The sequence below is a fragment of the Pseudomonas sp. AP42 genome, assembly GCF_001728935.1.
Classification (GTDB): Bacteria; Pseudomonadota; Gammaproteobacteria; order Pseudomonadales; family Pseudomonadaceae; genus Aquipseudomonas; species Aquipseudomonas lactis.
In genome coordinates this window covers 1-23822 of record NZ_LYSO01000095.1, presented here as the reverse complement: position 1 = coordinate 23822, position 23822 = coordinate 1, and the positions used below count along the sequence as shown (strand labels likewise).

Below are 23822 nucleotides of genomic sequence, written 5' to 3'. Positions count from 1 at the left end.
CGGGGCGCTTAAGATCAAGATCAAAAGCAGATCAAGAGCGACTCGCTTCGCATCGTGGTTACCGTCCGCTGCTACAGTCCACTCAGTTGTGTAGATACCTATGCCGTTATGGGCAAGTGTGGATATGCTGACGGCTCTCCAACAATGATTGCCAGGACGCGACCATGACTGCCTTGACCCTTGCTGCGGCGCAAACCGTTTCCATCCCGGGCGATGTCGCTGCCAATATCCAGCGGCACCTGGCGTTGATGCGGGTCGCGGCTGAACAGGGCGTGCAATGCCTGGTGTTTCCAGAACTGTCACTGACCGGCTACGAGCCGTTCCTGGCGGCCGACTTGGCCATCGCCCCGCAAGACGCCGTATTGGCGCCGTTGCGTGAGCTGGCGCGGGAGCTGCGGTTGACGGCCGTGGTGGGCATGCCGGTGCGGTTGGCGCCACAAGCAGGCGTGCTGATCGGCGCGTTGGTGCTGGGGGCGGACGGCTCAGTCGGCGTCTACACCAAGCAGCACTTGCACCCCGGTGAGGAGCTGGCATTTGCTGCGGGGCAGGGCGGTGAGGTCTTGGCATTCGGAGATGACCGCATAGCATTGGCGGTGTGCGCGGACTTTTCCCAGGCCAGCCATCCACGTCAAGCGGCGGCAGCGGGCGCCACGGTGTATGCCGCCGGCGTACTGATCAGCGAGGGTGGCTACGCGGCAGACAGTGCTTTGCTTGAAGGCTATGCGGCCGAGCATGGCCTGTTGGTGCTGATGGCTAACCATGGTGGCCCGTCCGGAGGCTGGGCTTGTGCGGGCCGCAGTGCAATTTGGACCGCCGATGGCAACTTGCTTGTTGCCGCCCCCGGTGTCGGCGACGCGCTGGTGATCGCCCGTCGCGAGAACGGGCAGTGGACCGGCCAGGTGGTAGCTCTCTGAATGAGGTTTCATTTGCGCCGGGCCACTGAGCAAGACTTGCCGTTTGCCCGCACCTTGACCCATGAAGCCATGAGCCATTATTACCGTCAGAACGGCTTGTTGTGGTCCAACGACGGCTTCGACGTGGCCTGGGCGGGCCGCGAGAACTGGCTGATCTGCAACGATGACGGCGTGATGGGCTTTATCAGCCTGAGCCGCGACGGCAAGGCCCTGTATATCCGCGAACTGCACCTGCTGGAGTGCTGCCGCAAGCAGGGTGCGGGCAGTTGGGTGCTCGAGCAAATGGTGCTTAAGGCACGCGTCGAGGGCCTGGGCTTTCTACGGTTGACGGTGTTCAAGACCAACCCGGCAAGAAGGCTGTATCAGCGCCTGGGGTTGAGCATTGTCGGTGAAGAGGATGGCTTCTGGCGGATGGAGCGTGAGTGTCGCGCACTCACATCGGACTAAAACAGGCACGTCCTACAAATAAGCGCATACTGCTGTCAGCTAGTGCTTTGTTCATCGTGGGATTGAGCTTCAGGCTCATCCACGATAACGCCCTCTTTCATGCCCAGAAGTACCGCCACTTTATGGGCTTCTCCACGTCGTCCTTTTTTTCGCCCGGCGAGCACTTGATAAGTGGTTGCCGGGTCTACGCCATGCTCCCGGGCGAACGCTTGAACTGACTTTCCTTGATGTTCCAGCCAGGCCTTGGCTTGTGCAGCAGTACGGATTCCGGGCATAGTTCAAAACCGTTCAAGTTTGTTTAACGAAGTGATGGTGTGACACCTCTTGGGGTGTGCCAATTTAGGATCATACATCCAAATGAGTGGAATCGGTTCGCGCTTAAGGCAAGAAAGAGAGCGACTTGGCCTGTCGCAGAAAGTTTTTGGAGAAATTGGAGGCGTTGAAGCGAACGCCCAAGGCAAATATGAAAGCGGTGGTCGTGCACCCAAGGCCGACTATTTGTCTCGCGTCGCCGAAAAAGGTGTGGATATCCTGTACGTGTTGACCGGCAGCCCAACGCCGATCCAGTTGGATAACCTGAGCGAGATCGAAGAAAAAGTGCTGGGCAATTACCGAGCGATGTTCAAGGAAGACCAGGATGCAATCCGTCGCTTGACCAGCACCTTGGCCGAGCATTCCGGCGTGGTGAACGGAAAAGCCAAGCCGCACCCCCAGGAATCCTGACCTTTAACCCAGGAAACAGGGCTGTTCGTCACCCGGCGAACAGCCCCAACGCGTTGAATCTCTATATATATGACACTTGCAACTAGGTCTGCGCCTTGGTTTTTTGCTAAGGTGTTCAGCAACCTATAAGACCATATCGCGAGGTGTCTGCTTGATTAGGGTGCTAGTAGTCGATGACCATGATCTCGTTCGTACAGGTATTACACGAATGCTGGCTGACATCGACGGCCTGCAAGTAGTCGGCCAGGCGGAGTCGGGGGAGGAATCCCTGATCAAGGCCCGAGAGTTGAAGCCCGATGTGGTGCTGATGGACGTCAAGATGCCTGGGATTGGCGGTCTTGGTGCCACGACCAAGCTATTGCGCAGCCACCCGGACATCAAGGTCGTGGTCGTAACGGTGTGTGAGGAAGACCCGTTCCCCACCCGTTTGCTGCAAGCCGGTGCCGCCGGCTACCTCACCAAGGGCGCAGGCTTGGCCGAGATGGTGCAAGCCATTCGCCTGGTTTTTGCCGGCCAGCGTTACATCAGCCCGCAAATTGCCCAGCAATTGGCCATCAAATCGTTCCAGCCCACCAGCGATTCGCCGTTTGATGCGCTGTCGGAGCGGGAAATCCAGATCGCCCTGATGATCGTCGGTTGCCAGAAGGTGCAGACCATCTCTGACAAGCTGTGCCTGTCGCCCAAGACCGTCAATACCTACCGTTATCGTATCTTCGAGAAGCTCGCCATCAGCAGTGATGTTGAATTGACCCTGCTCGCGGTGCGCCACGGCATGGTGGACGCCAGCGCCTGACATGACCACACCGTTTGATCCCAGTGCCTTTCTCTCCACCTGCAGTGGCCGCCCCGGCGTGTACCGCATGTTCGACAGCGAGGCGCGCCTGCTTTACGTGGGCAAAGCCAAGAACCTGAAGAGCCGTCTGGCGAGCTACTTTCGCAAGACCGGCCTTGCGCCGAAAACCGCCGCCCTGGTGGCGCGTATCGCTCAGGTCGAAACCACGATCACCGCCAATGAAACCGAGGCGCTGCTGCTTGAGCAGACGCTGATCAAGGAATGGCGGCCGCCTTACAACATCCTGCTGCGTGACGATAAATCCTACCCTTACGTATTTTTATCGGACGGCAACTTTCCGCGCCTGAGCATTCACCGCGGGGCAAAAAAGCAGAAGGGCAAGTACTTCGGGCCTTACCCCAGCGCCGGGGCGATTCGTGAAAGCCTGAGCCTGCTGCAAAAAACCTTTTTTGTGCGCCAGTGCGAAGACAGCTTCTACAAGAACCGCACACGGCCGTGCCTGCAATACCAGATCAAGCGCTGCAAGGCGCCCTGTGTGGGCCTGGTGGAACCTGCGGAGTACGCCGAGGATGTGCGGCACTCGGTGATGTTCCTGGAAGGGCGCAGCAATGCGCTCACCGATGAGCTCTCTGGAGCCATGGAGCAGGCCGCCAGCACCCTGGATTTCGAAAAGGCTGCCGAACTGCGCGACCAGATCTCCCTGCTGCGCCGTGTCCAGGACCAGCAAAGCATGGAAGGCGGCACCGGTGACGTCGACGTGATTGCCGCGTTCGTCAACCCGGGCGGTGCCTGTGTGCACTTGATCAGCGTGCGTGGTGGGCGGGTGCTGGGGAGCAAGAACTTCTTCCCGCAGACCGGTATCGACGAAGACGTGGCAGAGGTCATGGCTGCGTTCCTTGGCCACTATTACGTCAGCAGCCCAGAGCGGGACCTGCCGTCGGAGCTGATCGTCAACGTGGTGCATGAAGACTTTCCCACCTTGATCGAAGCGATCCACGAGCTGCGCGGCCGCGAACTGGACATCAGCCACCGCGTACGCGGTACCCGTGCCCGCTGGCAGCAACTGGCCGTGACCAATGCCGAACAGGCCCTGGGTGCGCGCCTGGCGAACCGGCAGCACGTCGCTGCACGCTTCGACGCCCTGGCCGAGGTGCTCAACCTGGACGAGCCGCCCCAGCGCCTGGAGTGCTACGACATCAGCCACTCCAGCGGCGAGGCCACAGTGGCCTCGTGCGTGGTATTCGGGCCGGAAGGGCCGATCAAGGCCGACTACCGGCGCTACAACATCGAAGGCGTTACCGCCGGCGATGACTACGCCGCCATGCACCAGGCACTCACGCGGCGCTTCAGCAAGTTGAAGGACGGGGAGGGCAAGTTGCCCGATATCCTGCTGGTAGACGGCGGCAAGGGCCAGTTGTCCATGGCCCGTGACGTGCTCAACGAACTGGCGGTGCCCGACCTGATCCTGCTCGGCGTCGCCAAGGGCACCACGCGCAAGGCCGGTTTTGAAACGTTGTACTTGAATGATGCCGCCCATGAGTTCACTTTGAAGGGCGACTCACCCGCACTGCACTTGATTCAACAAATCCGCGACGAAGCGCACCGTTTCGCCATTACCGGCCACCGCGCCCGGCGTGGCAAAACCCGGCGAACCTCAACCCTGGAAGGGGTTGCGGGGGTAGGCCCGACGCGACGTCGCGACTTGCTTAAACATTTTGGTGGCTTGCAGGAGCTGTCCCGTGCCAGCATTGACGAGATAGCCAAAGCACCCGGTATCAGTAAAAAGCTCGCTGAGCTGATTTATGCAAACCTGCACAGCGAATAGAATGCCTTCTCACCTCGTAGCCAGTTGTGCCGATGAATATCCCTAATCTGATTACCGTTCTACGCGTCCTGCTTATCCCGATTTTCATTCTGTTGTTCTATTTGCCGTATGAATGGAGCTACGTTGCCTCCAGCTCGGTATTCGCCTTCGCAGCCGCCACCGACTGGCTCGACGGCTACCTGGCACGCCGCCTGGAACAGAGCACGCCCTTCGGCGCGTTCCTTGATCCCGTGGCCGACAAACTCATGGTCGCCGTTGCCCTGGTGCTGCTGGTGCAGGAACACGGCAACCTGTGGCTGACCCTGCCGGCCGCCGTCATCATCGGCCGCGAGATCGTCGTCTCGGCCCTGCGCGAGTGGATGGCCGAAATCGGCGCCCGCGCCCACGTCGCTGTCTCCAACATGGGCAAATGGAAAACCGCCGCGCAGATGCTCGCGCTGGTCATCCTGCTGGCCAACCCGTCGGACTTCACATTTTGGGTACTCACCGGCTACGCCTTGCTGCTCATCGCCGCCGGCCTGACCCTGTGGTCCATGCTGCAATACTTGCGCGCCGCCTGGCCTCATCTGCGAACCACGGTTGAAAAGAAATAAAACTTTTTTGAATCAAGGGGTTGACGGGTGCTGAGGATTCTATAGAATGCGCATCACCAAGCGGGAATAGCTCAGTTGGTAGAGCACGACCTTGCCAAGGTCGGGGTCGCGAGTTCGAGTCTCGTTTCCCGCTCCAAATTTTGATCCACAGACTTCTACTGGGGTCTGTAGGTCATTGAAAAAAGGAGCTTCGGCTCCTTTTTTCATTCCAGCGAGTGCCACGGAAATCCACCCACAGCTACCGTTTTTGAGTGACCAAATAAGGCACAAGAATACGGGTGGGTCGGCTACCGGATAGTTGCTGGGGCTGAGCGGGGACCATGACGAGCATAGGGCCTAAGTCATTACTTAGGAGTCTCGAAATGGCGCTCTCTGATCTGACCGTCCGGCAGGCGAAGACCACCGGAAAACGCTACACCCTCTCCGACAACGACTGCCTGGGCCTGATGGTCTCAGCCGCAGGCGGCAAGTCATGGCAATTCCGCTACTACTGGCTGGGCAAGCAAAAGCGCCTGTGCCTGGGCGGCTATCCTGCTCTCAGCCTGCGCGAGGCCCGGATCGAGCGAGACAAGGCCCAGGCCCTGCTCGCCAGGGGGATCGATCCTCAGGTCGAGCGCGACCAGAAACGGCACGCGGCCAAGCTGGCGGGCGAATACACCTTCAAGACCGTCTTCGATGCCTGGGTCGAGCATCGCCGCAAGGAACTCAAGGAAGGCCGTCAAAGCACGCTGTCGCAGATCCTGCGCATCTTCAACAAGGACGTGTTGCCCACCCTGGGAAGAATGTCGATCTACGACATTCGCCGCCCCCAACTCCTGGGCGTCTTGGCGGCGATCGAGAAACGCAAGGCGTTCACCACCGCCGAGAAGGTCCGCACCTGGTTCAACCAGTTGTTCCGCTATGCCCTGGTCATTGCCGAGGGGTTGGAAGTCAACCCGGCCGCCGACCTGGACGTGGTGGCAGAGCCCAAGCCCCCCGTAGCCCACAATCCCTACCTGCACCTGCCCGAGATGCCCGAGTTCCTCCAGAAGCTCCGGCTCTACAACCCCCGTGGCTGGCAGACCCAGCTTGGCGTCCGGCTGCTGTTCCTGACCGGGGTGCGCACCGGCGAACTGCGATTGGCCGAACCCGAACAGTTCGACCTCGACAGGGGCTTGTGGATCATCCCACCGCAGATCGTCAAGCAGCTCCAGGATGAAATGCGCAAGGCAGGGAAGCGGCCGCAGGATGTGCCCCCCTATATCGTGCCGCTATCCCTGCAGGCCATCGAGATCGTGCGCTATCTCCTGGGGGTGATGCGGCCGGCGCAGAAGTACTTGCTGTCACACCGCAGCGAACTCAAGAAGCGCATCAGCGAGAACACCCTCAACAAGGCCGTGCAGCTCATGGGCTATGAGGGGCGCCTGACCGGCCACGGCATCCGCGGCACTATCTCGACGGCGCTCAACGAGATTGGCTACCCGAAGATTTGGGTGGACGCGCAGCTTTCCCATTCCGACCCCAACAAGGTGAGTTCGTCCTACAACCACGCCAAGTACGTTGAGCCGCGCCGTCGGATGATGCAGGACTGGGCCGATCGGCTCGACCTGCTCGAACAGGGCGAAGTGGAAGCCGCGAGCGCGCATCTGACCATCCGTATCGACGGGGTGCCGGCGATGGCAGAAGTGGAGGAAGCGGTGGATGCGACCCTCGCGATGGCCGAGCCCACTCCTCCCGGCGTCCCGCCCGTCGTGGCCACGCCTATTGTCGTAACCCCGAGCAACGGCGGCATCACGTTCCAGCGGCTGTCTCAGGTACCGCCGCCTCCGACGCATGCCCCAGAGCCGGAAGTGTCCGCGATCCAGCGCGAGCGCGAGGAAATGCTGACCATCTACGAGTCTCCAAGCAGCTTGCCGGTCCCGCTGTTCGGCAAGCTGGCCGGAAAGTCCAAGGACCAGATCAACCGCGAACTGAAAGCGGGCAAGTTGCTGTCCATCAGTTTGGGCAATCGGGGGCAGCGTGTTCCCGATTGGCAACTGGTGCCGCTCAAGCACAAGCTGGCCCAGGTGCTCATGAACCAGTGCCCGCACGCGGATTCGTGGGATCTGTACCGCATGCTGACCCAGCCGCACCCTGACCTGGGGGACCGCGCGGCCATTGATGCGGTCACGCCGACCAACGTGCCGGCGATCATCCAGGTCATCATGGGCGACTACCAGCACTATGCGGATATGCCCGAGGCCATTGCCCCGTACCCCATCCCCGAGGATGTGCGGCAAAGCGTTCGTCGGCTGGTGGATAGCGCAGTAGTTCTAGACGGAGCATAGGGCTCTCAAACCTTGCAGGGGCCTTGCGGCCCCTGCATTACGCTTGCACCGCCTCCACGAGTTCGCTCAGCGTGCGCGGTGCGGGAGCGAAGAACACGGCGCCGGTGTGCGCCGTCGAGAAATCGAGCAGGCGGTCGTGCATGCCTGGCGGATCGCCGAGGAACATGCGCTCCAGCATCTTCTGCGTCACCCACAGATGCCTGGAGTAGCCGATGAAGTAGGTGCCATATTCGCCCTGGCCGGGGCGGCCGAAGGGCATGTTGTCGCGCAGGATGTCGTGCTCGGTGCCGTCGTCGTCCACGATCGTGGCGAGGGTCTTGTGCGATTTCTGGCCGCTCGTCGCGTCGGGCAATTCGACATTGCTGACGATCTCCCGGCCGATGATCCGCTCTTGCTCGTCCTTGGCGAGCCGAGCCCACGGCTGCATTTGGTGCAGATACTTCTGCACCACCAAGTAGCTGCCGCCGGCGAACGCCTGATCTTCACTGCCGACCAGCGTCGAGGCGCCGATGTCGTGCCCGGTCGGGTTGGCCGTGCCATCGACAAAGCCAAGCAGGTCGCGGGAGTCGAAGTAGCGAAAACCGACCACCTCGTCGGCCACCGTCACGCTGCTGCCCAGTTGGTCCAGCAGCAGGCGCTCGAATTCAAAACAGAGGTCCTCGCGTTCGGCACGGATGTGAAAGAACAGGTCGCCGGGCGTGGCAGGCGCGGTGTGCTTGGCACCCTCGATGGGCACGAAGGGCCGTAGTTCCTTCGGGCGCTTCCCGGTCTGGAAACGGTCCCATAGCGCCGATCCCAGTGCAGTGATGCACGACAGCCGGCCGTTGAGATCGCGGAAGCCCACCGTTTTGATCAGGTCGTCCAGCCCGTCCAAGACGCCGGCGACCGCCTGAAGGGCCTCGTGGCCCTCGGCGACTGTCAACGTGAGAAACACCGCCGCGCGCGACAGCGGCGCATCGATGCTTTGCGAGTCAATTGGTACTCGATCCCAACCACTTCCAACCATTCGTGCCTCCAAAGACCATGTTAATTCATCATATTGCCAGAGATGGAAGCGCTATCACTGGCGCGCTAACAGGCGCGTGCCGCTGCAATTACCCGCACGCAGCCTCGGCGAGAGCGGGCTATGGGGTATTCGAGCAAGCCGCCCTGTCCCTGGCAACCAACATTGCCCTGTGCTCGAACCGCTCAGAAACAACATTGGCTCGTCCGTGGGGCCGCTGCAGATATGTCACGATCTCGTAGGGGCCGTCTGAAAGCGGTCGCATAGTGATCCCCCACGCATGGGCACGCTCAATGCGCGATTGCGCGGAGAGCCCCACTCCGTAGCCAGCGGTCACCCAAAGCGCCATCATCTCGAACGAAGTCACGTGCTGAATGCTCTGCTGGCTCAACGGAAGAAAGGACAGTCGCTGATCCAGCAGTAGGCAAGCCTCCGCCGGCCAGCGAAACACCGGATAGTCCAGAAGCTCGGCAAGCGTGATCTTCGCCTGGGCAACTAAGGGGGACCCCAGCGGCACTGCAACAGCCACGTTCTCCACCCAGAGCGGTTGGCTTTTCACGGCCGGAGCACCAGCGTTCCGAAGCGTCATTCCAGCGTCGTAGCGGCCTTCCTCAAGGCCCGTCAACAGATCATCGGCTGAGGTCTCAAAGAACGTGATGGTGACTTCTGGTTCCTCCGCGCGCTGTAGGGCAAGAAGCGTTGTGAGGCAAGAGGATGGCACTCCGGGCGCGATAGCAAGCCTGAAATGGGAAAACTGGCTGGTGGCGTCATGCATGAGGGCCCCCAATAAGCGATCTGTCCAGAAAGGCAAACCAGCGTTGCAGGAAAGAGTGAAGTTTAACGTCGTTATCTTTAACGTGGTTAATTGTGGCAGATTGTTTGACGCTTCTGCTAATGCAGAAATCAACAATTCAGCCAGGCCGTCCTTCTGGCACATCGACGTATGAATCCGAGTCGGCGTTAGCCTTCGGACAGGCCGTGCGCGCTGCGCGCGTCGCTCAAGGAGTCGCGCAAGACGAGTTCGCATCTCGGGCAAGCATTTCGCGTTCTCACATGGGTAAGATCGAGCGTGGTGAGCACGTGCCCACGCTTCCGCTCATACTGAAAATTTCTACGGCACTTGGAATAAGCGCGGCTGACCTGATGACGGCGACCGAACGCAATCTGCGTGCCGACACTGATCCCTGAGTGTCTAGCCTGCCAGGCTCCGTCAACCGTCCGAAGAGTCGCGAAGGCGAACGATAAATCGCTCCACCGAAGCCGATAAATTGCCGCCGTCGGGCCGAAGCAGGTAGGTGGTGATCACGGCAGAATCCATCGCCAAGGGGCGGATCACCACATCCGGCCGTTGGGAGATGGGAATCTTGGTCGCCGTCATGAAGCCGATGCCGTAGCCGGCGCCGACCAACGTGAGCATCATGTCCAGCGAGGACACTTCCTCGACAACATTCAGCTTGTGCTCCAACGTGTTGAGCAGCCGCTTGAGTTCGCGGCAATAGCCCTCGCATACCTGCGGGTCGCACAGGACAAGTGGATGGCCTTGAAGTTCTTGAAGTGGCACCTCCTTGTAGGTGAGCAATGAGTGACGAGCTGGCACCGCAATCACCAGCGGGTCGTGCCAGATTGGTTCGGCAGCGATACCGTCGCCGACATCGCCCGTGTGCGCGAACCCGATCATGAAGTCGCCCGAACGCAAGCCACGCACTTGCTCTGCCAGAAGCACTTCTGACAAGCGTATTTCGATCTCCGGCTCCTCGGCGCGGCAACGAGCCAGAAATGCCGACAGCCGTGGATCGATAGCCCCATCTGATACAGCGATGCGCAGGCTACCGCGCAAGCCCGATGCCACAGCCTTGGCATTTTCACGAGCCTGTTCCAGCACTGTGAATAGACGGCGAACATCTTGCAAGAAGACCGCGCCCGCCGCCGTTAGAACTGTTCCTCGTCGGTTTCGGTCGAAGAGCACTACGCCCAACTCGTCCTCAAGTTCCTTGATGGCTCGTGATAGCGGTGGTTGTTCGATATGCAGGCGCTCAGCCGCCCGCGTGAAATGTAGCTCCTCAGCAAGAACTACGAAGCAGCGAAGATGGCGCAGCTCCATAGGCCACCCTCCCGTTCCGACTTATCCAACACTGTGCTATCTCCCTATAGAAGTGACTGCCATTCTGGCGGCGGCGAGTTCGGCCACATCATTGGAAACTTCTGGCTGAATGAGCCAGGGCTGGGTTGACCGTGCGATGGCCCGAGGCAGGCACAACACCAGGCGAGCCTGATCAAGTCCGTGGGGTGATAAGGATCAGACGAAGGCTATCTCCAGCCACGCACGTCAATGGATGCCGTGCATCGTCCCCGTCTGACCCTTGGCCGATTGCGAACCAAGCGCTTGAACACGCTTGCGGTTGATCATCACCTGCGGATTGCTGAGGCTCTGCTCCTGGTCCGAGCCAAGGCAAGTACCCTGGGGCAGACGGCAAATGCCGGCGAAAATATTCGCCGGCTCCAGTTGCTGCCCGGAGACTGGCGGGACCAGAATGCCTCTCACCAGAAAGTGTGAGACATCCTGATGCTTAGCCCGCGCCGGATGCTTAATGCCGCACTGAACCATGCGGGTCGATGACGTACTTGTATGCAGAACCCGCGTCGAACTCTTTGTACGCGGCGGGCGCGTCTTCGAGCTTGATGAACTTAGTGTTCATCATCGGCGAAAGGTAAGGCATGCGATCGTTCAGTATCGCCCGCATTAACGCGTGGTTGTAGTTGGCCGTCGGAGATTGACCAGCCGACATTCGCGGCGACTTGATCCAGGCGTTGGACCATTCCAGATCCATATGGCCTTTCTTGGCTTTCGGGTCTTTCGAGATCGGGTTTGCGCAGTACACACCGACCGTACTGGTCATTCCGCCGAAGCGGACATATTTGAGCATTGCGTTGGTAACAGCGCTCTCCACGATCTTGTCAGCCTCCGCGCCAAACCCGCGGCAGTCCACACCAACATAGTCGATGACGCGATCCACCTCCCTGTGCCCGGTAATGCGTTCGAGATGCTCCTCGATCGGCACGCCGTCGGAAAGGTTGATGGTTTCCACGCCGTGTGGCTTGAGAAGGTCCAGCCGCTCTTGAATGTAATCGGCAACGATGATGGCGCCTGCACCCAGAAGTCTGGCGCAGGCGGCACCCGCTCTGCCGACCGGCCCGGCACCGAAGATCAGGATGTTTTCGCCGACGACGTAGGCCGGCGCGGCTGGCCAGTCTGGGCCAGCGAACCCATGGAAAGCTGTGGGTAATACGTCAGAGAGAAGGGTCAGGTCGCGGATTTTTTCCATGGCGGCATCCTTGTCAGAGAAGCGAAGGAGATTGAAATCCGCATACGGTACGAAGAGATAATCACCTTGCCCCCCCGTCCAGCCACCGAGGTTGAACCCGTAGGCTCCGCAGTCGATTTCGGGGTTGGTGTTCTCGCATACATCGGAGCGCATATGCTTGCAGTTGTAGCAACGCCCACACCCCACATTGAAGGGAACGGAAACGATGTCGCCCTTCTTCACGACTTCGACGTCTGATCCCACTTCGATCACTTCGCCGGTCATTTCATGGCCCATGGTCATTCCCTTGGGAACAGCAAACGAACCGCGATAAATGTGAAGGTCGCTGCCACAGATATTTGTGGTAACTATTTTGAGGATAGCGCCATGGGGTGCGCTTTTCCCTTGAGGGGTTATCAGCTCTGGAAATTTGAAGGTGTTGACCTTCATTTCCAAGGGCTTCTCGAAAGTCACGATTCGGTTACCGGTCGGAGTCATTTCGTCACCTCTGTGCGTTAATGTTTCCATCTTCTAAATCGAAGTGGGAAACGAAATTTACCGCTGTCAAGAAGAACGATCGTGGTATTGCCTAGCCGTTGGCCGCGTCTCCTTCTGCGGTCTTGACAGCATCGGATCAAGCTCAGAAGTGGTCAAACTGGAATAATCTATGTGCAGATAGGCACGATCTATCTACGCGGGATCGTCGAGCCGTGCTCGTCTCCTAGCCGGGAGAGGGCAACGATCATCGCTACATCGCGCCTCCTAGCTTGATCTAGGAACAGTCAGCTCGACCCAGCGAGACATGAGGAGGCCGCATGCAGCAGGTACTCCTGCCCCCCCGAGTTGCCCCTGGACCTAGTGGCCTTCGATGGGTTGCTCAGCACGTGGCGCCTGTTAGCGGCGCACACGGCATGCCTGCAATCTTCGCCTGGTTGAAGCAATACAGAGTTGCTCTTCAAGACTCGCTATTTCAGGGGGCTTTGAGATGAGTCTGCTTTGGGCTGGAACCGACGATGGATCGATATAACGGATTGAAGAGTGGCGGCGAGTTCGGGGGTGTGCACCATTTCGAGCAATGCACGCGATGACGGTGCCTCGAACGCATTTTTCCCAGCAACGAATCCGACATTTGAGTGCGACATTGGTCCATTGATTGCGATTGCGTGGAGATTTGGAATGTGCGCGAGTTGGCCGGCGAGAGATTGCGGAAGAACTGCCGAATATTTTCCTGTCGCCACGTGTGCCGATAGCACGTCAATTGAATCAGTGCGAATAGTCTGCGCGGTACATTGCATCAGCCTATCTTGAATGGGTTCAGGTACTGCCGAGTTCAGCACGCAGAGTTGTCTATTGAGAACATGGTCCCACGTTGTGCTTCGGGGTTGCTGTGTTCTCGCGGCGTGAAAAAGGAAAATGCGTTCACGGTACAGAAGGTGAGTATCGAAGTCTTCCCCTGGGATATCCTCCAAATGCATGAGTGCGATATCCAAATTGTTTTCTCGAATCGCCTGTAGCAGGGAAGAAGCGCCGGAAACCAGAACTGATTGTTGAAGTAAGGGTGTTTTTTCAGCAAGGGCGATGCTTAATGTGGGCGCTACACCGGCAGTTCCTGGGAGTATCCCTAGCCGGAATTGCCCCTCTATACCTCGCCGTAGTGCGGAGAGTTCTCGCTCCAGCCCTTTGCAGTCGTCATACATCTGCTGAGCCCAAGACAGTACGCGCATCCCTTCAGAAGTGAGGCCGTCATAGCGTCGGCCATGACGCACGATCTCGACACCCATGTCTTCCTCCAATTGCTTAATGCCCGCGGAGAGTGTCGGCTGAGAAACATTGCAGCTTTTGGCCGCGTTGCCAAAATGGCCTTCACGGTGCAAAGCAAGCAAGTATTCAAAGTTTCTTACGATCATATATTTTCTTCTGATAAAGTTGATTGGATTTTATACTTTCACGAAAAACCCTGCGCACGCTTCGATCCGCGTCCAACCTTGGGCACGTAGCTGGCACGCATGAAAGGCTGCCGCGCGCAGTGTCCATACAGTAGGTTCGACTCGTCATCGACGGTCAGCACCACAACGCACGGGACAGCCAATAGCGCGAACACAGGTGCTTTGCGCTGTGGGCGAGTCGTCCTCATGTAGCTTAGCAGTTGGCGCGTTCTGGAAGGGAGTAAGCGTGAGTGGTGAGGCACGCAACCGCAAAAGGCGGTGCTAAGCTCTTGAGCTGTTCGGGTCGTGGCCGTTGAAGCGGCGAGAGAATGGAGCCTGCCATGGCCGTTGTGGCGCAGCTAGTACACCATGCCCCCAGCGTTTCCTTAGCTGCGATTGACGGGCATGCCTGGCGGTAGCTCAATAACAGCCATTTATGGATGAAGGAACGAGGGGAATAAGGCAGATGAAGATATTCACGATTGGATTCACTAAGACCTCCGCGCGGTCCTTCTTCACCAAGTTAAGTGCTTCTGGTGCCAAGCGCCTTGTCGATGTTCGCCTGAATAATGTTTCGCAATTGGCCGGATTCGCTAAACGCGAGGATCTTCGATATTTTTCCGAGGCGTTGTGTGGGATGGAATATGAACATCTACCAGCACTTGCTCCAACCAAAGACATGTTCGAGGAATATAAAATAAAAGGGGGAGATTGGGATATCTACGCCAGTAAATTTCTGGATTTAATGTCGTCCCGAAAGATTGAGTCAATCGATAAAGAAAAGATTGATAACAGTTGCCTGCTTTGCAGCGAAGACAAGCCCCATCACTGCCATCGGAGGCTAGTGGCCGAGTACCTTGCAGGCAAATGGCCGAATGTTGAGATCGTGCATCTTTAGAGGGGCGACGTAGCTCCCAATGTCATCAACTTAAGCCCCCAGCCCTGGCCGGGGCAAGAAATCCCGGGGCTTGGACGCGCGGTTGCAGCAGTGCCTTCACTGGTTTTGCTCCCCAGTTCAGCGCATGTGCGACCCAGACGCCAGCTTAATGGATGCCGGTTCGCCTCGGCGGGCGGGATTTCTCGTTTTCCGGGCGAGCGCGTGCCGGCCGCTGTCTGGCCAGCTTTTTTGCGGTGCAGTTCGGGTGCTGCTTGTTCTTAGCGCGTCGGTTTGTAGCCCTCGCAGCCGCGACTGGCCAGGCGCATACGCTGGCGCGGGAAGCTGCGGCCCGGGCGCACAGCGCTGAGGCTGTTGGCCATCAACTCCATCACGTTGGCCAGCCCCTGCACACCGGGGCGTACCAGCAGGTCGACCAGGGTGTTCTTGAGGCGTGACACCCCTTGGGTGAAGTTGACCTTCCAGCGCAGCTTGCGGCCTTTGTGGCGCTGCTCGATGACCGGTTGCAGCAGATGTTGCATCAGCAGCGCTAGGTTTTTCAGCAGTTGCCCGGCATGAAAGTCCTGCTTCACGGCCGTCACGCTACGGCCGCTAAAGTTGTCGAGGCAGAGGGTCTGCTTGAGGCGGCGGTAGTCCGTTTCGATGCCCCAGCGGCGGTGGTAAAGATCCGCGAACACCTCGGCCGGGAAGGCCTGTCGATCCAGCAGGGAGGTCAGCAGCACTTCGCTTTCACCGCTGGCTAGCTCGACCCGGATCAGGCGCAATTCGACCCGGCCCGCGGGATCGACGCCGGCCTCGGTACAGAACAGGCGCGCCTCGGGATGACTGGCAGAGAAGAACTGCGTGTCTTCTGTCTGCCCCGAGCGGAGAAACTGTTTGACCTGCGCGTTGTAGCCACACGGCAGGCGCATCAGGAAATGTCGCCGGTGCTGCTCGAACAGCGCAAACAGCCAGTGTCCGGGGTAGCCGCGATCAAACAACGTCAGGCTGTCAGCGGGCAGATGCTCGAGGTGCAGATGGGCGCAATCGCGCTCGCCGACTGCGGATGGCACGATCAGGCTGTGTAGCGTCTGGCCGTCGGCGACGTCGTAGAGCATGGACAGACGGGCAACGGGAAACTCGCTATGGCAGCCGAAAAAGCGCGTCATGACCGACTCCAGCGGTAAATGGACGGTCGAGCCGTCCACGGCGAGTACCCGTAACCCGCGCCACGTCTGGCGCAGCCCGAGGCTGTCGAGCTGTTGCTGAAGGGTTTGGTTGAGGCTCTCGAAGACCTCGGGCTTGAGCTTGCCGCGCGCCTTGCTGAAGGCCTGCGCGGTGACCACCTGGGTCTCGGCCGAGGCCTGGTTGAGCACGCGATAGAACTGATCGAGCTCGGTTTGCAGGGCGGTGCGTGGCTGATTGAGCAAAAACAGGACGAGGTTCTTGAAGGTCAGTTGGCGTCGGCGGGTAAAGTCGTGAGGGCGCTGGCGGTGGGTATCGATGAAGTCGGGACAATCGAGCTGACTGGTTATTTTTTGTACAATTTTCAAGCCAGGGTTTGCTGGGCGGTGTCAAACGGTGTGGAATGAGGGGCCAAAAGGGTTTCTCCTATGCGCTGAATTTAGCGCTAATTATATGATATTTATAGGAAAAATTCCTTAAGTTGATGACATTGACGTAGCTCCACGTTTCCAACGCCTCGTCTGGAGGGCTGAGAGAGACAAAGGCGCGTATCGGCGGGAGCCGGCGCCACACATTGGGCGTACAGAGCAACCTCGCCCGCCACGGCTCGATGTCAGCGCTCAACGAGGCGAGTGGCTCCAGGTGCATTGGCAGACGGGCCGCTGGCTGACGTCGTGGCGATCGGCGGATATGCACTGGGAAGCCCGCCCATGTGCTGGGCTATCATGTTGGCGACGCCTACGCCCAGGTGGGGCGCGGCAGGATCGCCGTCATTTACACCCCAGTTTGGTACTGCTATAGGTCTTCTGGAATAGCCGATACATCAGGACAAATTGAAGTAGCTCAATTAGGAGATATCTAATGTCAACCGGTATGTTTATTCTGCACTCCAACTATACGCCGGCGGGGGACCAGCCAGAGGCGATAGCGCGCCTGCTGTCGGACATAGAAGAAGGTGCGACGCACCAGACGCTGAAAGGTATCACCGGCTCAGGTAAGACCTTCACCATGGCCAATGTGATTCATCGTCTGAAGCGGCCTACGTTGATCTTGGCTCCTAACAAGACGTTGACCGCGCAGCTTTATGGTGAAATGAAGCACTTCTTTCCTGAGAACGCGGTCGAGTACTTCGTTTCCTACTACGATTATTTTCAGCCCGAAATCTATATGCCGGGCACCGATCGTTTCATTCCAAAGGACTCGGCCATCAATGACCACCTTGAGCGCCTGCGCCTGTCCACGACCAAATCCTTGATTGAGCGTCGTGACGTGATCGTCGTCGCTTCGGTGTCTTCAATCTACGGCCTGGGTGATCCAGATGCATACCGAGCGCTACAGATCGCTCTGTCCCCTGGGGTCAAACTAAACCAGAGAGAGCTAATTCGTCGCTTGGCTTTGCTGCAATATGATCGCACGGAGCGCACTCTCAAGCGTGCAACGTTCCGCGTCCAAGGTGATGTGATTGACATTTTCCCCGCTGATTCCGAGTACAGGGCGGTTCGGGTGGAACTGTTGGATGACACTGTTGCGTCTGTCCAATGGATGGACCCTGTTACCGGCAAGACGTTGGGAGAGATAGACCATTATTTGGTTTCGCCAAAAACGCTTTTCGCGCCGCCCACGAACAAAATAGATTCTGCATCCAAAAAGATACTCGCTGATATGGAAGAGCGGGTTGCCGAGCTGAACAGGAATAATCGCTTGGTCGAGGCAATCAGGCTGTACGAGCGGATCACGCATGACGTGGAAATGATGCGCGAGGTCGGCTATTGCTCGGGGATGGAGAATTATTCCTGCTACTTCAGCGACCGAGACGCAGCTTCTCCTCCGATCACGTTGCTGGATTATTTGCCGAAAGACGGGCTGCTGTTCGTCGATGAATCTCATGTCATGGTGCCACAGATATCCGCAATGTACCGGGGGGATCAGGCGCGCAAGGACACGCTGATCGATTACGGGTTCCGTTTGCCTTCATCGAAGAACAACCGGCCATTGAACTTTGACGAGTTCGAGAAGGTCAAGCCTCAGACCATCTTTGTTTCCGCTACTCCGGGCGACTACGAGCTGAGGGTGTCGAAAGGCAGGGTTGTCGAACAGGTTATCAGGCCAACGGGACTGCTTGACCCCAAGGTTGAAGTGCGGAAAGCGGATGGATACATAGATGACCTGCTTGCCGAAATATCGAAGTGCGTGAAGAGAAAGAATCGAGTGCTTGTGACTACGCTGACGAAGGTCAGTGCAGAAGAGCTAACGGATTTCTTGACGGACAACGGGATTCGAGCGCGCTACATGCATTCGGACATAAAAGCGGAGGATCGTGTTGAGATCATCAATGGCCTGCGCGCAGGAGAGTTCGATGTTTTGATTGGGATTAGTCTTTTGCGCGAAGGGCTGGATATTCCAGAGGCATCATTGGTTGCCATTCTCGATGCAGACCGTGCAGGGTTCTTGCGTTCGGCCCATGCGCTCATTCAGATGATCGGTCGAGTCGCTCGGAATGAAAACGGCAAGGCGATCTTGTACGCCGACGCGGTGACGCCGGCGATGAAGCAGGCGATCGATGAGACCAATAGGCGCAGGCAGCTTCAAATTGCCTTTAACGAGGAAAATGGGATTTCTCCAGCCTCGTCTGTGCGAAAACTAGCAGGGGAAGAGACGAATACGGAGGAGCCCACCGTTCATTCCGAGGCTTTCTGCGAGAACTTGTCCGACCTTTGCGATCAGATCACTGCCAAGGAACAGCAGCTACTCGAATTTACCGATACCGGTGACGAGCAGCGCGTCGAAGACATTCGTCGTCAGTTGGATGGGTTGTACCGGCAATTCATTTACATCTAATCGTTCGCCGGCATTGGGTTGCATGGCCGACCGATCTGCATCTGGGGCAAGCGGGCAGACGGTCGGTTCATCATTCAACCGGAGGGGTGAGCCGCCGAGGCTCAGTGCCCCGCTTTCCAAGATGTGTGCCCTACAGCGTCTTGCGACGTGTCAGCGCAAAGCTGGCAACGATCCAACGGCGACCAGCATTTCATCAAATACCGCTCGAACCCTTCCCGGAATGGGGCCACGCTGAGGCCGATAGACGTACAACCCCCATGCCGGAGGTTCTTCGTTCTCCAGCACTCGCACGAGCTTCCCGCTGGCAATGTAGGGGGCGGCCATGTAGTCCGCCAGTTGCGCGAACGCGATCCCGGCCAGCGCCGCTCCCATTTCCATGTCGGCATTGTCGGCGACGAGAGTGGGTGCGGTAGGTGTCCACTGGCGTCCCGCCTTGAAGTGCCAAGGCCAGGGACGGCCGGTATTGATATCCAAGGCCACGGTAACTGGCAGGCTGCTTAGCGCATCGATGTTTGCAGGTACGCCCACTTTCTTGATCAGGCGCGGAGCGGCAACGATGGGGAGTCTCATGTCGGCGGCCTTGCGTGCGACGAAGCGGCTATCGCGCATGAATCCGACCCTGATCCCGACGTCAATCCCTTCGTCAACCGTATTGCTGATGCGATCGGACAGGCGCACATCCAGCGTGATGCCGGGATGACGCGCGGCCACGCGCTCCAGTGCCGGTAGCACCGCTCTGGTGCCCAAGCTGTGCGGTGCGGTGATGCGAACCGTACCGGACAGAGAGGCCTGCTGGTCGGAGCTAGGCGTTCGCCACAGATCCTCGAACCGCTCCAATGCGGGGCGCACTTGGTCTAGCAGCCCTTCGCCGAAGGCGGTGATGCGCACCTGGCGCGTGCTTCGATGAAACAACACCTCGCCGTAGTGTTGCTCCAGTTGCTGGATGGCACGGGTTACACCTTGCGGAGAAGTCCCCAGCCGGACGGCCGCATCGCGAAAACTGCTGCTTTCGGCCGCCACCCGAAAGATGCGCAGTAGTTCCATTTCTTTGTTCATGACGCACGCCTCATGGCCGGTTTCGCTGCTCGTTAATTGTTCCAGATTGTGGAATTATAAAATCGCAACAATTCCATATACAAGGAGAGCGCGGTTGCCCAGACTGACAACACCCCGGAATGCTCCGCTCCGAACAACCCAACAAGGAACGCGAATGAACGCTGCGACTCTCATCACTGCCTACTACGACGCCTTCAACCGCGGCGACCGCGAGGCCATGCTGTCAATGTTGACCGATGACGTCGCGCACGACTTGAACCAGGGCGCTCGTGAGGTCGGTCGCGAAGCCTTCCGCGCCTTCCTGCAGCGCATGGACCGCTGCTATGGCGAGCAACTGCGCGGGATCGTGGTGATGGTCAGCGCCGACGGCCTGCGTGCAGGCGCGGAGTACGTGGTGCATGGCGAATACAAGGTGACGGACGACGGGCTGCCGGAAGCCCAGGGCCAGCGCTACGTGCTGCCGGGCGGCGCGTTCTTCGAGATCCGCGATGGCAAGATCGCTCGTGTCACCAACTACTACAACCTCGGCGACTGGATCGCACAGGTTGGAGGGGACGCCTGAAATGACCAGCGACGTGCAGGTGCTGGTTCGTCGTGGCCCGGACATTGCCGAATGGTTCGATGCCGTGGCAGGCCTGCGGGCGAGCGTCTTCCGCAGCTTTCCTTACCTGTACGAGGGCGACACCGAATACGAGAAGCACTACCTCGCCATGTACGCCCGTTCGGCAGACAGCCTGCTGGTACTCGCGCTCGCTGATGATGTGGTCGTGGGTGCGTCCACGGGGTTGCCGCTCGGCGATGCGGAGCCGGCCTTCCATGTGCCGTTCGCCGATCGAGGAATCCCGGTGGAGGCAGTGTTTTACTGTGGCGAATCAGTCCTGCTCCCGGCCTTCCGGGGCCTTGGCCTGGGCCATCGCTTCTTTGACGAGCGCGAAGCGCATGCCCGTTCGTTGGGCGGCATGCAGTGGGCATCGTTCGCGTCGGTGGATCGTGCAGACGACGATCTTCGGCGTCCTTCCAACTACCGCAGTAATGACCCCTTCTGGACCCGTCGCGGCTACGTGCGGCAGTCGGACATGAAGGTTACGCTGCCCTGGAAGCAGGTGGGTGAGCCGAGCGAAACCGAGCAGACGCTCACGATGTGGCTGCACTCCCTGGAGAACGCGAAATGAAAGTAGCAGTTGCGAAATACTCAGTGGGTCAGCCCGCGGGCTTCGAGGCATTTGCTGCGCGGCAGCGGCTGGTTCTGGAGGAGGCGCGCCGTGGCGGGGCGGAACTGGCCGTGTTGCCCGAGTATCTATCCCTCGAACTGGCTGCAACGTTCGAGCCTGGCATCCGCCATGATTTCAACGCCTCTCTGGCCGCGCTGCAGGCCTTGCAGCCTGCGTGGCTGGCACTGTATGCCGACCTGTCGCGCGAGTTGTGCATGACCATTCAGGCCGGTACGTTTTTGACCCAGGTTGGATTGGACCGCTACCGCAACCGGGCTTGGTGGTTTGCGCCTGACGGCACACGCGACTACCAAGACAAATTGCAGTTGACGGGGTTCGAGAAAGACGCCGGCGTCATCGAGGGTGGCGACGAACTGAAGGTGTTCGATTTGAAAGGCGTGCGTGCCGGCATCGCTGTTTGCTATGACAGTGAGTTTCCATTGCCCGTGCGAGCCCAGCGAGAGGCGGGAGTGCGCCTGCTGCTGGTCCCGAGCTGTACCGACACCCAAGCAGGTGCAACCCGGGTCCGTGTGGGCTGCATGGCGCGGGCACTGGAGAACCGAATGTTCATCGCGCAGGCCGTGACGACCGGAGCTGCTGACTGGAGCCCGGCGCTGGACACGAATACTGGCGAGGCCACGATCTATGCACCCATGGATCGCGGATTCCCGGAGGATGGCATTCTCGCGACGACTTGCGGCACGCAGACATGGGCGATTGCTGATCTGGACGTTGAAGCCCTCGAACGAAACCAGGAACAGGCCCAGGTTGCGGTCGATCGTGACTGGGACGGCCAGATGTTGCCTGCACTGAGGAAGGCTCGGTACTCGGGTCGTCAGGTCGCCTAGCCGGTCTCATCTTGATAGCTTCAGCTCGATGAGTTGGCTTAGATAGGCCATATCTATCTGCGCATAGATTTTTCCAGTTTGACCGGTTTTGAACTTGCCCCGATGCTGTCGATACATGCAAGAAATATTCATTGATTTGAATGTTTTGCGCTTCTTGGGAACAAATCTGTACTAGCCTGTAATAGTGCTCGAAGAGCACAGAATTTGTGGCGAAGTTCGGCCGCATATACTATGGTGGAGTATTGTATAATGCGGCGGTGTACCCAAGTAGAGAGGTGTTCGATGCCACACAGCCCGGAAGAAAAGAAGCAAGCCCTGACGCGCATCCGGCGCATCAAAGGTCAGGTAGCGACTCTTGAGCAAGCGCTCGATGCAGGTGCGGAATGCCCTACAATTCTTCAGCAGCTTGCGGCCGTTCGTGGGGCAGTCAACGGATTGATGGCAACCGTTCTGGAGAGCTATCTGCGGGAAGAGTTTCCCAGTAGCGAAATCAGGAGCGATTCGCAGAACAAGTCCATTGACGAGACCATCTCTATCGTCCGCTCCTATCTGCGGTAGAGGCACCAGGGTGCCCTCGGTGAGGGCAAATTTAGTTAGCTAGTAAAGGAAGCGACATCATGAAATCACGTGCAGCAGTTGCCTTCGGGCCAGGAAAGCCGCTGGAAATCGTCGAGATCGACGTCGAGCCGCCGCGCAAGGGCGAGGTGCTCATCAAGATCACGAACACCGGCGTTTGCCATACCGACGCCTTCACCCTGTCGGGCGACGACCCCGAAGGTCTCTTCCCGGTCGTGCTGGGTCATGAAGGTGCGGGTATCGTCGTGGAGGTGGGTGAAGGTGTGACCAGCGTGAAGCCTGGCGATCACGTCATTCCCCTCTATACCGCCGAGTGCGGCGAGTGCCTGTTCTGCAAGTCCGGCAAGACCAACCTGTGTGTCGCGGTGCGCGCCACCCAGGGCAAGGGCGTGATGCCCGATGGCACCACCCGCTTCAGCTACAACGGCCAGCCGATCTACCACTACATGGGCTGCTCGACCTTCAGCGAATACACGGTGGTGGCCGAAGTCTCGCTGGCCAAGATCAACCCGGACGCCAATCCCGAGCATGTCTGCCTGCTGGGTTGCGGTGTGACCACCGGCATCGGCGCTGTTCACAACACGGCCAAGGTTCAGCCGGGTGACTCTGTGGCCATCTTCGGCCTCGGCGGCATCGGGCTCGCTGCGATTCAGGGGGCACGCCAGGCCAAGGCAGGTCGCATCATCGCCATCGACACCAATCCAGCGAAGTTCGAGCTGGCTCGTACCTTCGGCGCGACCGAATGCCTCAACCCGAAGGACTTCGACAAGCCGATTCACGAGGTTCTCATCGAGATGACCGGTTGGGGTGTCGATCACACCTTCGAGTGCATCGGCAACGTCAACGTGATGCGCTCGGCACTAGAAGCAGCACATCGTGGCTGGGGCCAGTCGATCGTCATCGGCGTGGCTGGTGCAGGCAAGGAAATTTCGACGCGCCCGTTCCAGTTGATCACCGGTCGCACCTGGAAGGGCTCGGCTTTCGGCGGGGTCAAGGGCCGCACTCAACTTCCCGGCATGGTGGAGGACGCAATGAAAGGCGAGATCGATCTCGCCCCGTTCGTCACCCACACCATGGGCCTCGACGACATCAACAAGGCCTTCGACCTGATGCATGAAGGCAAGTCGATTCGCACGGTGATCCACTACTGACCGCCCACTACCCATTCAACACCAACCACCAAGGAAATTAATCATGTCCACTCCTGTCATTTCTGGCGATGGCATCTTTTCGCACATTTTTATCGGCGCTGCCGACGTTCAGAAGTCGGTCGCGTTCTACGACGCCGCTCTGGGTGCTCTTGGCATCAAGAACCTCGGTCCTTTCAACAACGGATGGGTACTTTTCGGTCGCGAAAAGCCGGCTTTCATCATCGCCCGTCCGGGCAATGGTGAAGCGCCCTC

The 23822-nt window shown here is 58.8% G+C and carries 23 protein-coding genes, 1 tRNA gene and 1 pseudogene; 17 read left to right on the top strand and 8 right to left on the bottom strand.

What is annotated here, in order from left to right:
• Positions 1-164 precede the first annotated feature (164 nt).
• On the top strand, positions 165-914 hold the full coding sequence (locus tag A7K61_RS24055; protein ID WP_047710535.1) for a carbon-nitrogen hydrolase family protein: 750 nt from the start codon (positions 165-167) through the stop codon (positions 912-914).
• Positions 915-1361, top strand: coding sequence for a GNAT family N-acetyltransferase (locus A7K61_RS24050; RefSeq protein WP_047710536.1), 447 nt, complete (start codon positions 915-917; stop codon positions 1359-1361).
• A gap of 35 nt (positions 1362-1396) precedes the next feature.
• Here the strand turns inward: A7K61_RS24050 and A7K61_RS31685 are convergent, their stop codons facing one another.
• Positions 1397-1636, bottom strand: coding sequence for a DNA-binding protein (locus A7K61_RS31685; protein WP_044273192.1), 240 nt, complete (start codon positions 1634-1636; stop codon positions 1397-1399).
• An 82-nt stretch (positions 1637-1718) separates the two neighbouring features.
• Between A7K61_RS31685 and A7K61_RS24040 the strand changes: the two genes are divergently transcribed.
• From A7K61_RS24040 to A7K61_RS24015, 6 genes are all read left to right on the top strand, one after another.
• Positions 1719-2084, top strand: coding sequence for a helix-turn-helix domain-containing protein (locus A7K61_RS24040; RefSeq protein ID WP_044273193.1), 366 nt, complete (start codon positions 1719-1721; stop codon positions 2082-2084).
• Positions 2085-2235: 151 nt separating this feature from the next.
• Positions 2236-2877 (top strand): UvrY/SirA/GacA family response regulator transcription factor, encoded by a 642-nt coding sequence (gene uvrY / locus A7K61_RS24035; RefSeq protein WP_003190387.1) that lies wholly within the window; start codon positions 2236-2238, stop codon positions 2875-2877.
• A gap of 1 nt (position 2878) precedes the next feature.
• The gene (gene uvrC / locus A7K61_RS24030) at positions 2879-4702 is read left to right on the top strand and encodes an excinuclease ABC subunit UvrC (protein WP_044273194.1); all 1824 of its coding nucleotides are present in this window, start codon (positions 2879-2881) and stop codon (positions 4700-4702) included.
• Positions 4703-4734: 32 nt separating this feature from the next.
• On the top strand, positions 4735-5295 hold the full coding sequence (pgsA, locus tag A7K61_RS24025; protein WP_044273195.1) for a CDP-diacylglycerol--glycerol-3-phosphate 3-phosphatidyltransferase: 561 nt from the start codon (positions 4735-4737) through the stop codon (positions 5293-5295).
• Between the two features lie 60 nt (positions 5296-5355).
• A tRNA-Gly gene (locus A7K61_RS24020) sits at positions 5356-5431 on the top strand.
• A 226-nt stretch (positions 5432-5657) separates the two neighbouring features.
• Positions 5658-7601, top strand: a complete 1944-nt coding sequence (locus A7K61_RS24015) for an integrase arm-type DNA-binding domain-containing protein (protein WP_009876631.1) — start codon at positions 5658-5660, stop codon at positions 7599-7601.
• Between the two features lie 37 nt (positions 7602-7638).
• Here A7K61_RS24015 and A7K61_RS24010 read toward each other — a convergent pair whose 3' ends face one another.
• Both A7K61_RS24010 and A7K61_RS24005 read right to left on the bottom strand, forming a co-directional pair.
• Complete coding sequence (locus A7K61_RS24010; RefSeq protein WP_020924940.1) at positions 7639-8607, bottom strand: Dyp-type peroxidase; 969 nt, start codon at positions 8605-8607, stop codon at positions 7639-7641.
• Positions 8608-8725: 118 nt separating this feature from the next.
• Complete coding sequence (locus A7K61_RS24005) at positions 8726-9379, bottom strand: substrate-binding domain-containing protein (protein ID WP_023106332.1); 654 nt, start codon at positions 9377-9379, stop codon at positions 8726-8728.
• Positions 9380-9498: 119 nt separating this feature from the next.
• On the opposite strand from A7K61_RS24005, the gene A7K61_RS31680 reads away from it, so the two are divergent.
• The gene (locus A7K61_RS31680) at positions 9499-9792 is read left to right on the top strand and encodes a helix-turn-helix domain-containing protein (protein ID WP_009459591.1); all 294 of its coding nucleotides are present in this window, start codon (positions 9499-9501) and stop codon (positions 9790-9792) included.
• 22 nt (positions 9793-9814) lie between these two features.
• On the opposite strand, the gene A7K61_RS24000 is transcribed toward A7K61_RS31680, so the two are convergent.
• The 3 genes from A7K61_RS24000 to A7K61_RS23985 form a co-directional block, all read right to left on the bottom strand.
• A complete protein-coding gene (locus A7K61_RS24000; RefSeq protein ID WP_017514782.1) occupies positions 9815-10705 on the bottom strand; it encodes a LysR family transcriptional regulator in 891 nt (296 codons plus the stop codon).
• 484 nt (positions 10706-11189) lie between these two features.
• Complete coding sequence (locus A7K61_RS23990; protein ID WP_024569587.1) at positions 11190-12404, bottom strand: glutathione-independent formaldehyde dehydrogenase; 1215 nt, start codon at positions 12402-12404, stop codon at positions 11190-11192.
• 467 nt (positions 12405-12871) lie between these two features.
• Positions 12872-13813, bottom strand: coding sequence for a LysR family transcriptional regulator (locus A7K61_RS23985; protein WP_028698648.1), 942 nt, complete (start codon positions 13811-13813; stop codon positions 12872-12874).
• Between the two features lie 484 nt (positions 13814-14297).
• On the opposite strand from A7K61_RS23985, the gene A7K61_RS23980 reads away from it, so the two are divergent.
• Positions 14298-14729, top strand: a complete 432-nt coding sequence (locus A7K61_RS23980) for a DUF488 family protein (RefSeq protein WP_023835768.1) — start codon at positions 14298-14300, stop codon at positions 14727-14729.
• Between the two features lie 257 nt (positions 14730-14986).
• On the opposite strand, the gene A7K61_RS23975 is transcribed toward A7K61_RS23980, so the two are convergent.
• Complete coding sequence (locus A7K61_RS23975) at positions 14987-16258, bottom strand: IS4-like element ISPa45 family transposase (RefSeq protein WP_020924943.1); 1272 nt, start codon at positions 16256-16258, stop codon at positions 14987-14989.
• A gap of 493 nt (positions 16259-16751) precedes the next feature.
• Between A7K61_RS23975 and uvrB the strand changes: the two genes are divergently transcribed.
• A complete protein-coding gene (uvrB, locus tag A7K61_RS23970) occupies positions 16752-18728 on the top strand; it encodes an excinuclease ABC subunit UvrB (protein ID WP_020924944.1) in 1977 nt (658 codons plus the stop codon).
• Positions 18729-18878: 150 nt separating this feature from the next.
• Here the strand turns inward: uvrB and A7K61_RS23965 are convergent, their stop codons facing one another.
• The gene (locus A7K61_RS23965; protein WP_020924945.1) at positions 18879-19784 is read right to left on the bottom strand and encodes a LysR family transcriptional regulator; all 906 of its coding nucleotides are present in this window, start codon (positions 19782-19784) and stop codon (positions 18879-18881) included.
• Positions 19785-19938: 154 nt separating this feature from the next.
• On the opposite strand from A7K61_RS23965, the gene A7K61_RS23960 reads away from it, so the two are divergent.
• From A7K61_RS23960 to A7K61_RS23935, 6 genes and pseudogenes are all read left to right on the top strand, one after another.
• Positions 19939-20346: a ketosteroid isomerase-related protein gene (locus A7K61_RS23960; RefSeq protein ID WP_017514126.1), complete on the top strand. Its 408-nt coding sequence runs from the start codon at positions 19939-19941 to the stop codon at positions 20344-20346.
• Position 20347: 1 nt separating this feature from the next.
• On the top strand, positions 20348-20956 hold the full coding sequence (locus tag A7K61_RS23955) for a GNAT family N-acetyltransferase (protein ID WP_007182546.1): 609 nt from the start codon (positions 20348-20350) through the stop codon (positions 20954-20956).
• Complete coding sequence (locus tag A7K61_RS23950) at positions 20953-21843, top strand: carbon-nitrogen hydrolase family protein (protein WP_007182547.1); 891 nt, start codon at positions 20953-20955, stop codon at positions 21841-21843. The genes A7K61_RS23955 and A7K61_RS23950 overlap by 4 nt, the downstream gene beginning before the upstream one ends.
• Positions 21844-22125: 282 nt before the next feature.
• The gene (gene frmR / locus A7K61_RS23945; RefSeq protein WP_006402495.1) at positions 22126-22401 is read left to right on the top strand and encodes a formaldehyde-responsive transcriptional repressor FrmR; all 276 of its coding nucleotides are present in this window, start codon (positions 22126-22128) and stop codon (positions 22399-22401) included.
• A 59-nt stretch (positions 22402-22460) separates the two neighbouring features.
• On the top strand, positions 22461-23570 hold the full coding sequence (locus tag A7K61_RS23940; RefSeq protein ID WP_007182549.1) for an S-(hydroxymethyl)glutathione dehydrogenase/class III alcohol dehydrogenase: 1110 nt from the start codon (positions 22461-22463) through the stop codon (positions 23568-23570).
• A gap of 43 nt (positions 23571-23613) precedes the next feature.
• Positions 23614-23822 (top strand): annotated as a pseudogene (locus A7K61_RS23935) (VOC family protein); the annotation flags it as partial.

Bases quoted from the DNA above. Each gene is read 5' to 3' on its own strand.
- A7K61_RS24055 (WP_047710535.1), top strand. From the start codon at position 165: ATGACTGCCTTGACCCTTGCTGCGGCGCAAACCGTTTCCATCCCGGGC.
- A7K61_RS24050 (WP_047710536.1), top strand. From the start codon at position 915: ATGAGGTTTCATTTGCGCCGGGCCACTGAGCAAGACTTGCCGTTTGCC.
- A7K61_RS31685 (WP_044273192.1), bottom strand. From the start codon at position 1,636: ATGCCCGGAATCCGTACTGCTGCACAAGCCAAGGCCTGGCTGGAACAT.
- A7K61_RS24040 (WP_044273193.1), top strand. From the start codon at position 1,719: ATGAGTGGAATCGGTTCGCGCTTAAGGCAAGAAAGAGAGCGACTTGGC.
- uvrC (WP_044273194.1), top strand. From the start codon at position 2,879: ATGACCACACCGTTTGATCCCAGTGCCTTTCTCTCCACCTGCAGTGGC.
- pgsA (WP_044273195.1), top strand. From the start codon at position 4,735: ATGAATATCCCTAATCTGATTACCGTTCTACGCGTCCTGCTTATCCCG.
- A7K61_RS24015 (WP_009876631.1), top strand. From the start codon at position 5,658: ATGGCGCTCTCTGATCTGACCGTCCGGCAGGCGAAGACCACCGGAAAA.
- A7K61_RS24010 (WP_020924940.1), bottom strand. From the start codon at position 8,607: ATGGTTGGAAGTGGTTGGGATCGAGTACCAATTGACTCGCAAAGCATC.
- A7K61_RS24005 (WP_023106332.1), bottom strand. From the start codon at position 9,379: ATGCATGACGCCACCAGCCAGTTTTCCCATTTCAGGCTTGCTATCGCG.
- A7K61_RS31680 (WP_009459591.1), top strand. From the start codon at position 9,499: ATGCAGAAATCAACAATTCAGCCAGGCCGTCCTTCTGGCACATCGACG.
- A7K61_RS24000 (WP_017514782.1), bottom strand. From the start codon at position 10,705: ATGGAGCTGCGCCATCTTCGCTGCTTCGTAGTTCTTGCTGAGGAGCTA.
- A7K61_RS23990 (WP_024569587.1), bottom strand. From the start codon at position 12,404: ATGACTCCGACCGGTAACCGAATCGTGACTTTCGAGAAGCCCTTGGAA.
- A7K61_RS23985 (WP_028698648.1), bottom strand. From the start codon at position 13,813: ATGATCGTAAGAAACTTTGAATACTTGCTTGCTTTGCACCGTGAAGGC.
- A7K61_RS23980 (WP_023835768.1), top strand. From the start codon at position 14,298: ATGAAGATATTCACGATTGGATTCACTAAGACCTCCGCGCGGTCCTTC.
- uvrB (WP_020924944.1), top strand. From the start codon at position 16,752: ATGTCAACCGGTATGTTTATTCTGCACTCCAACTATACGCCGGCGGGG.
- A7K61_RS23965 (WP_020924945.1), bottom strand. From the start codon at position 19,784: ATGAACAAAGAAATGGAACTACTGCGCATCTTTCGGGTGGCGGCCGAA.
- A7K61_RS23960 (WP_017514126.1), top strand. From the start codon at position 19,939: ATGAACGCTGCGACTCTCATCACTGCCTACTACGACGCCTTCAACCGC.
- A7K61_RS23955 (WP_007182546.1), top strand. From the start codon at position 20,348: ATGACCAGCGACGTGCAGGTGCTGGTTCGTCGTGGCCCGGACATTGCC.
- A7K61_RS23950 (WP_007182547.1), top strand. From the start codon at position 20,953: ATGAAAGTAGCAGTTGCGAAATACTCAGTGGGTCAGCCCGCGGGCTTC.
- frmR (WP_006402495.1), top strand. From the start codon at position 22,126: ATGCCACACAGCCCGGAAGAAAAGAAGCAAGCCCTGACGCGCATCCGG.
- A7K61_RS23940 (WP_007182549.1), top strand. From the start codon at position 22,461: ATGAAATCACGTGCAGCAGTTGCCTTCGGGCCAGGAAAGCCGCTGGAA.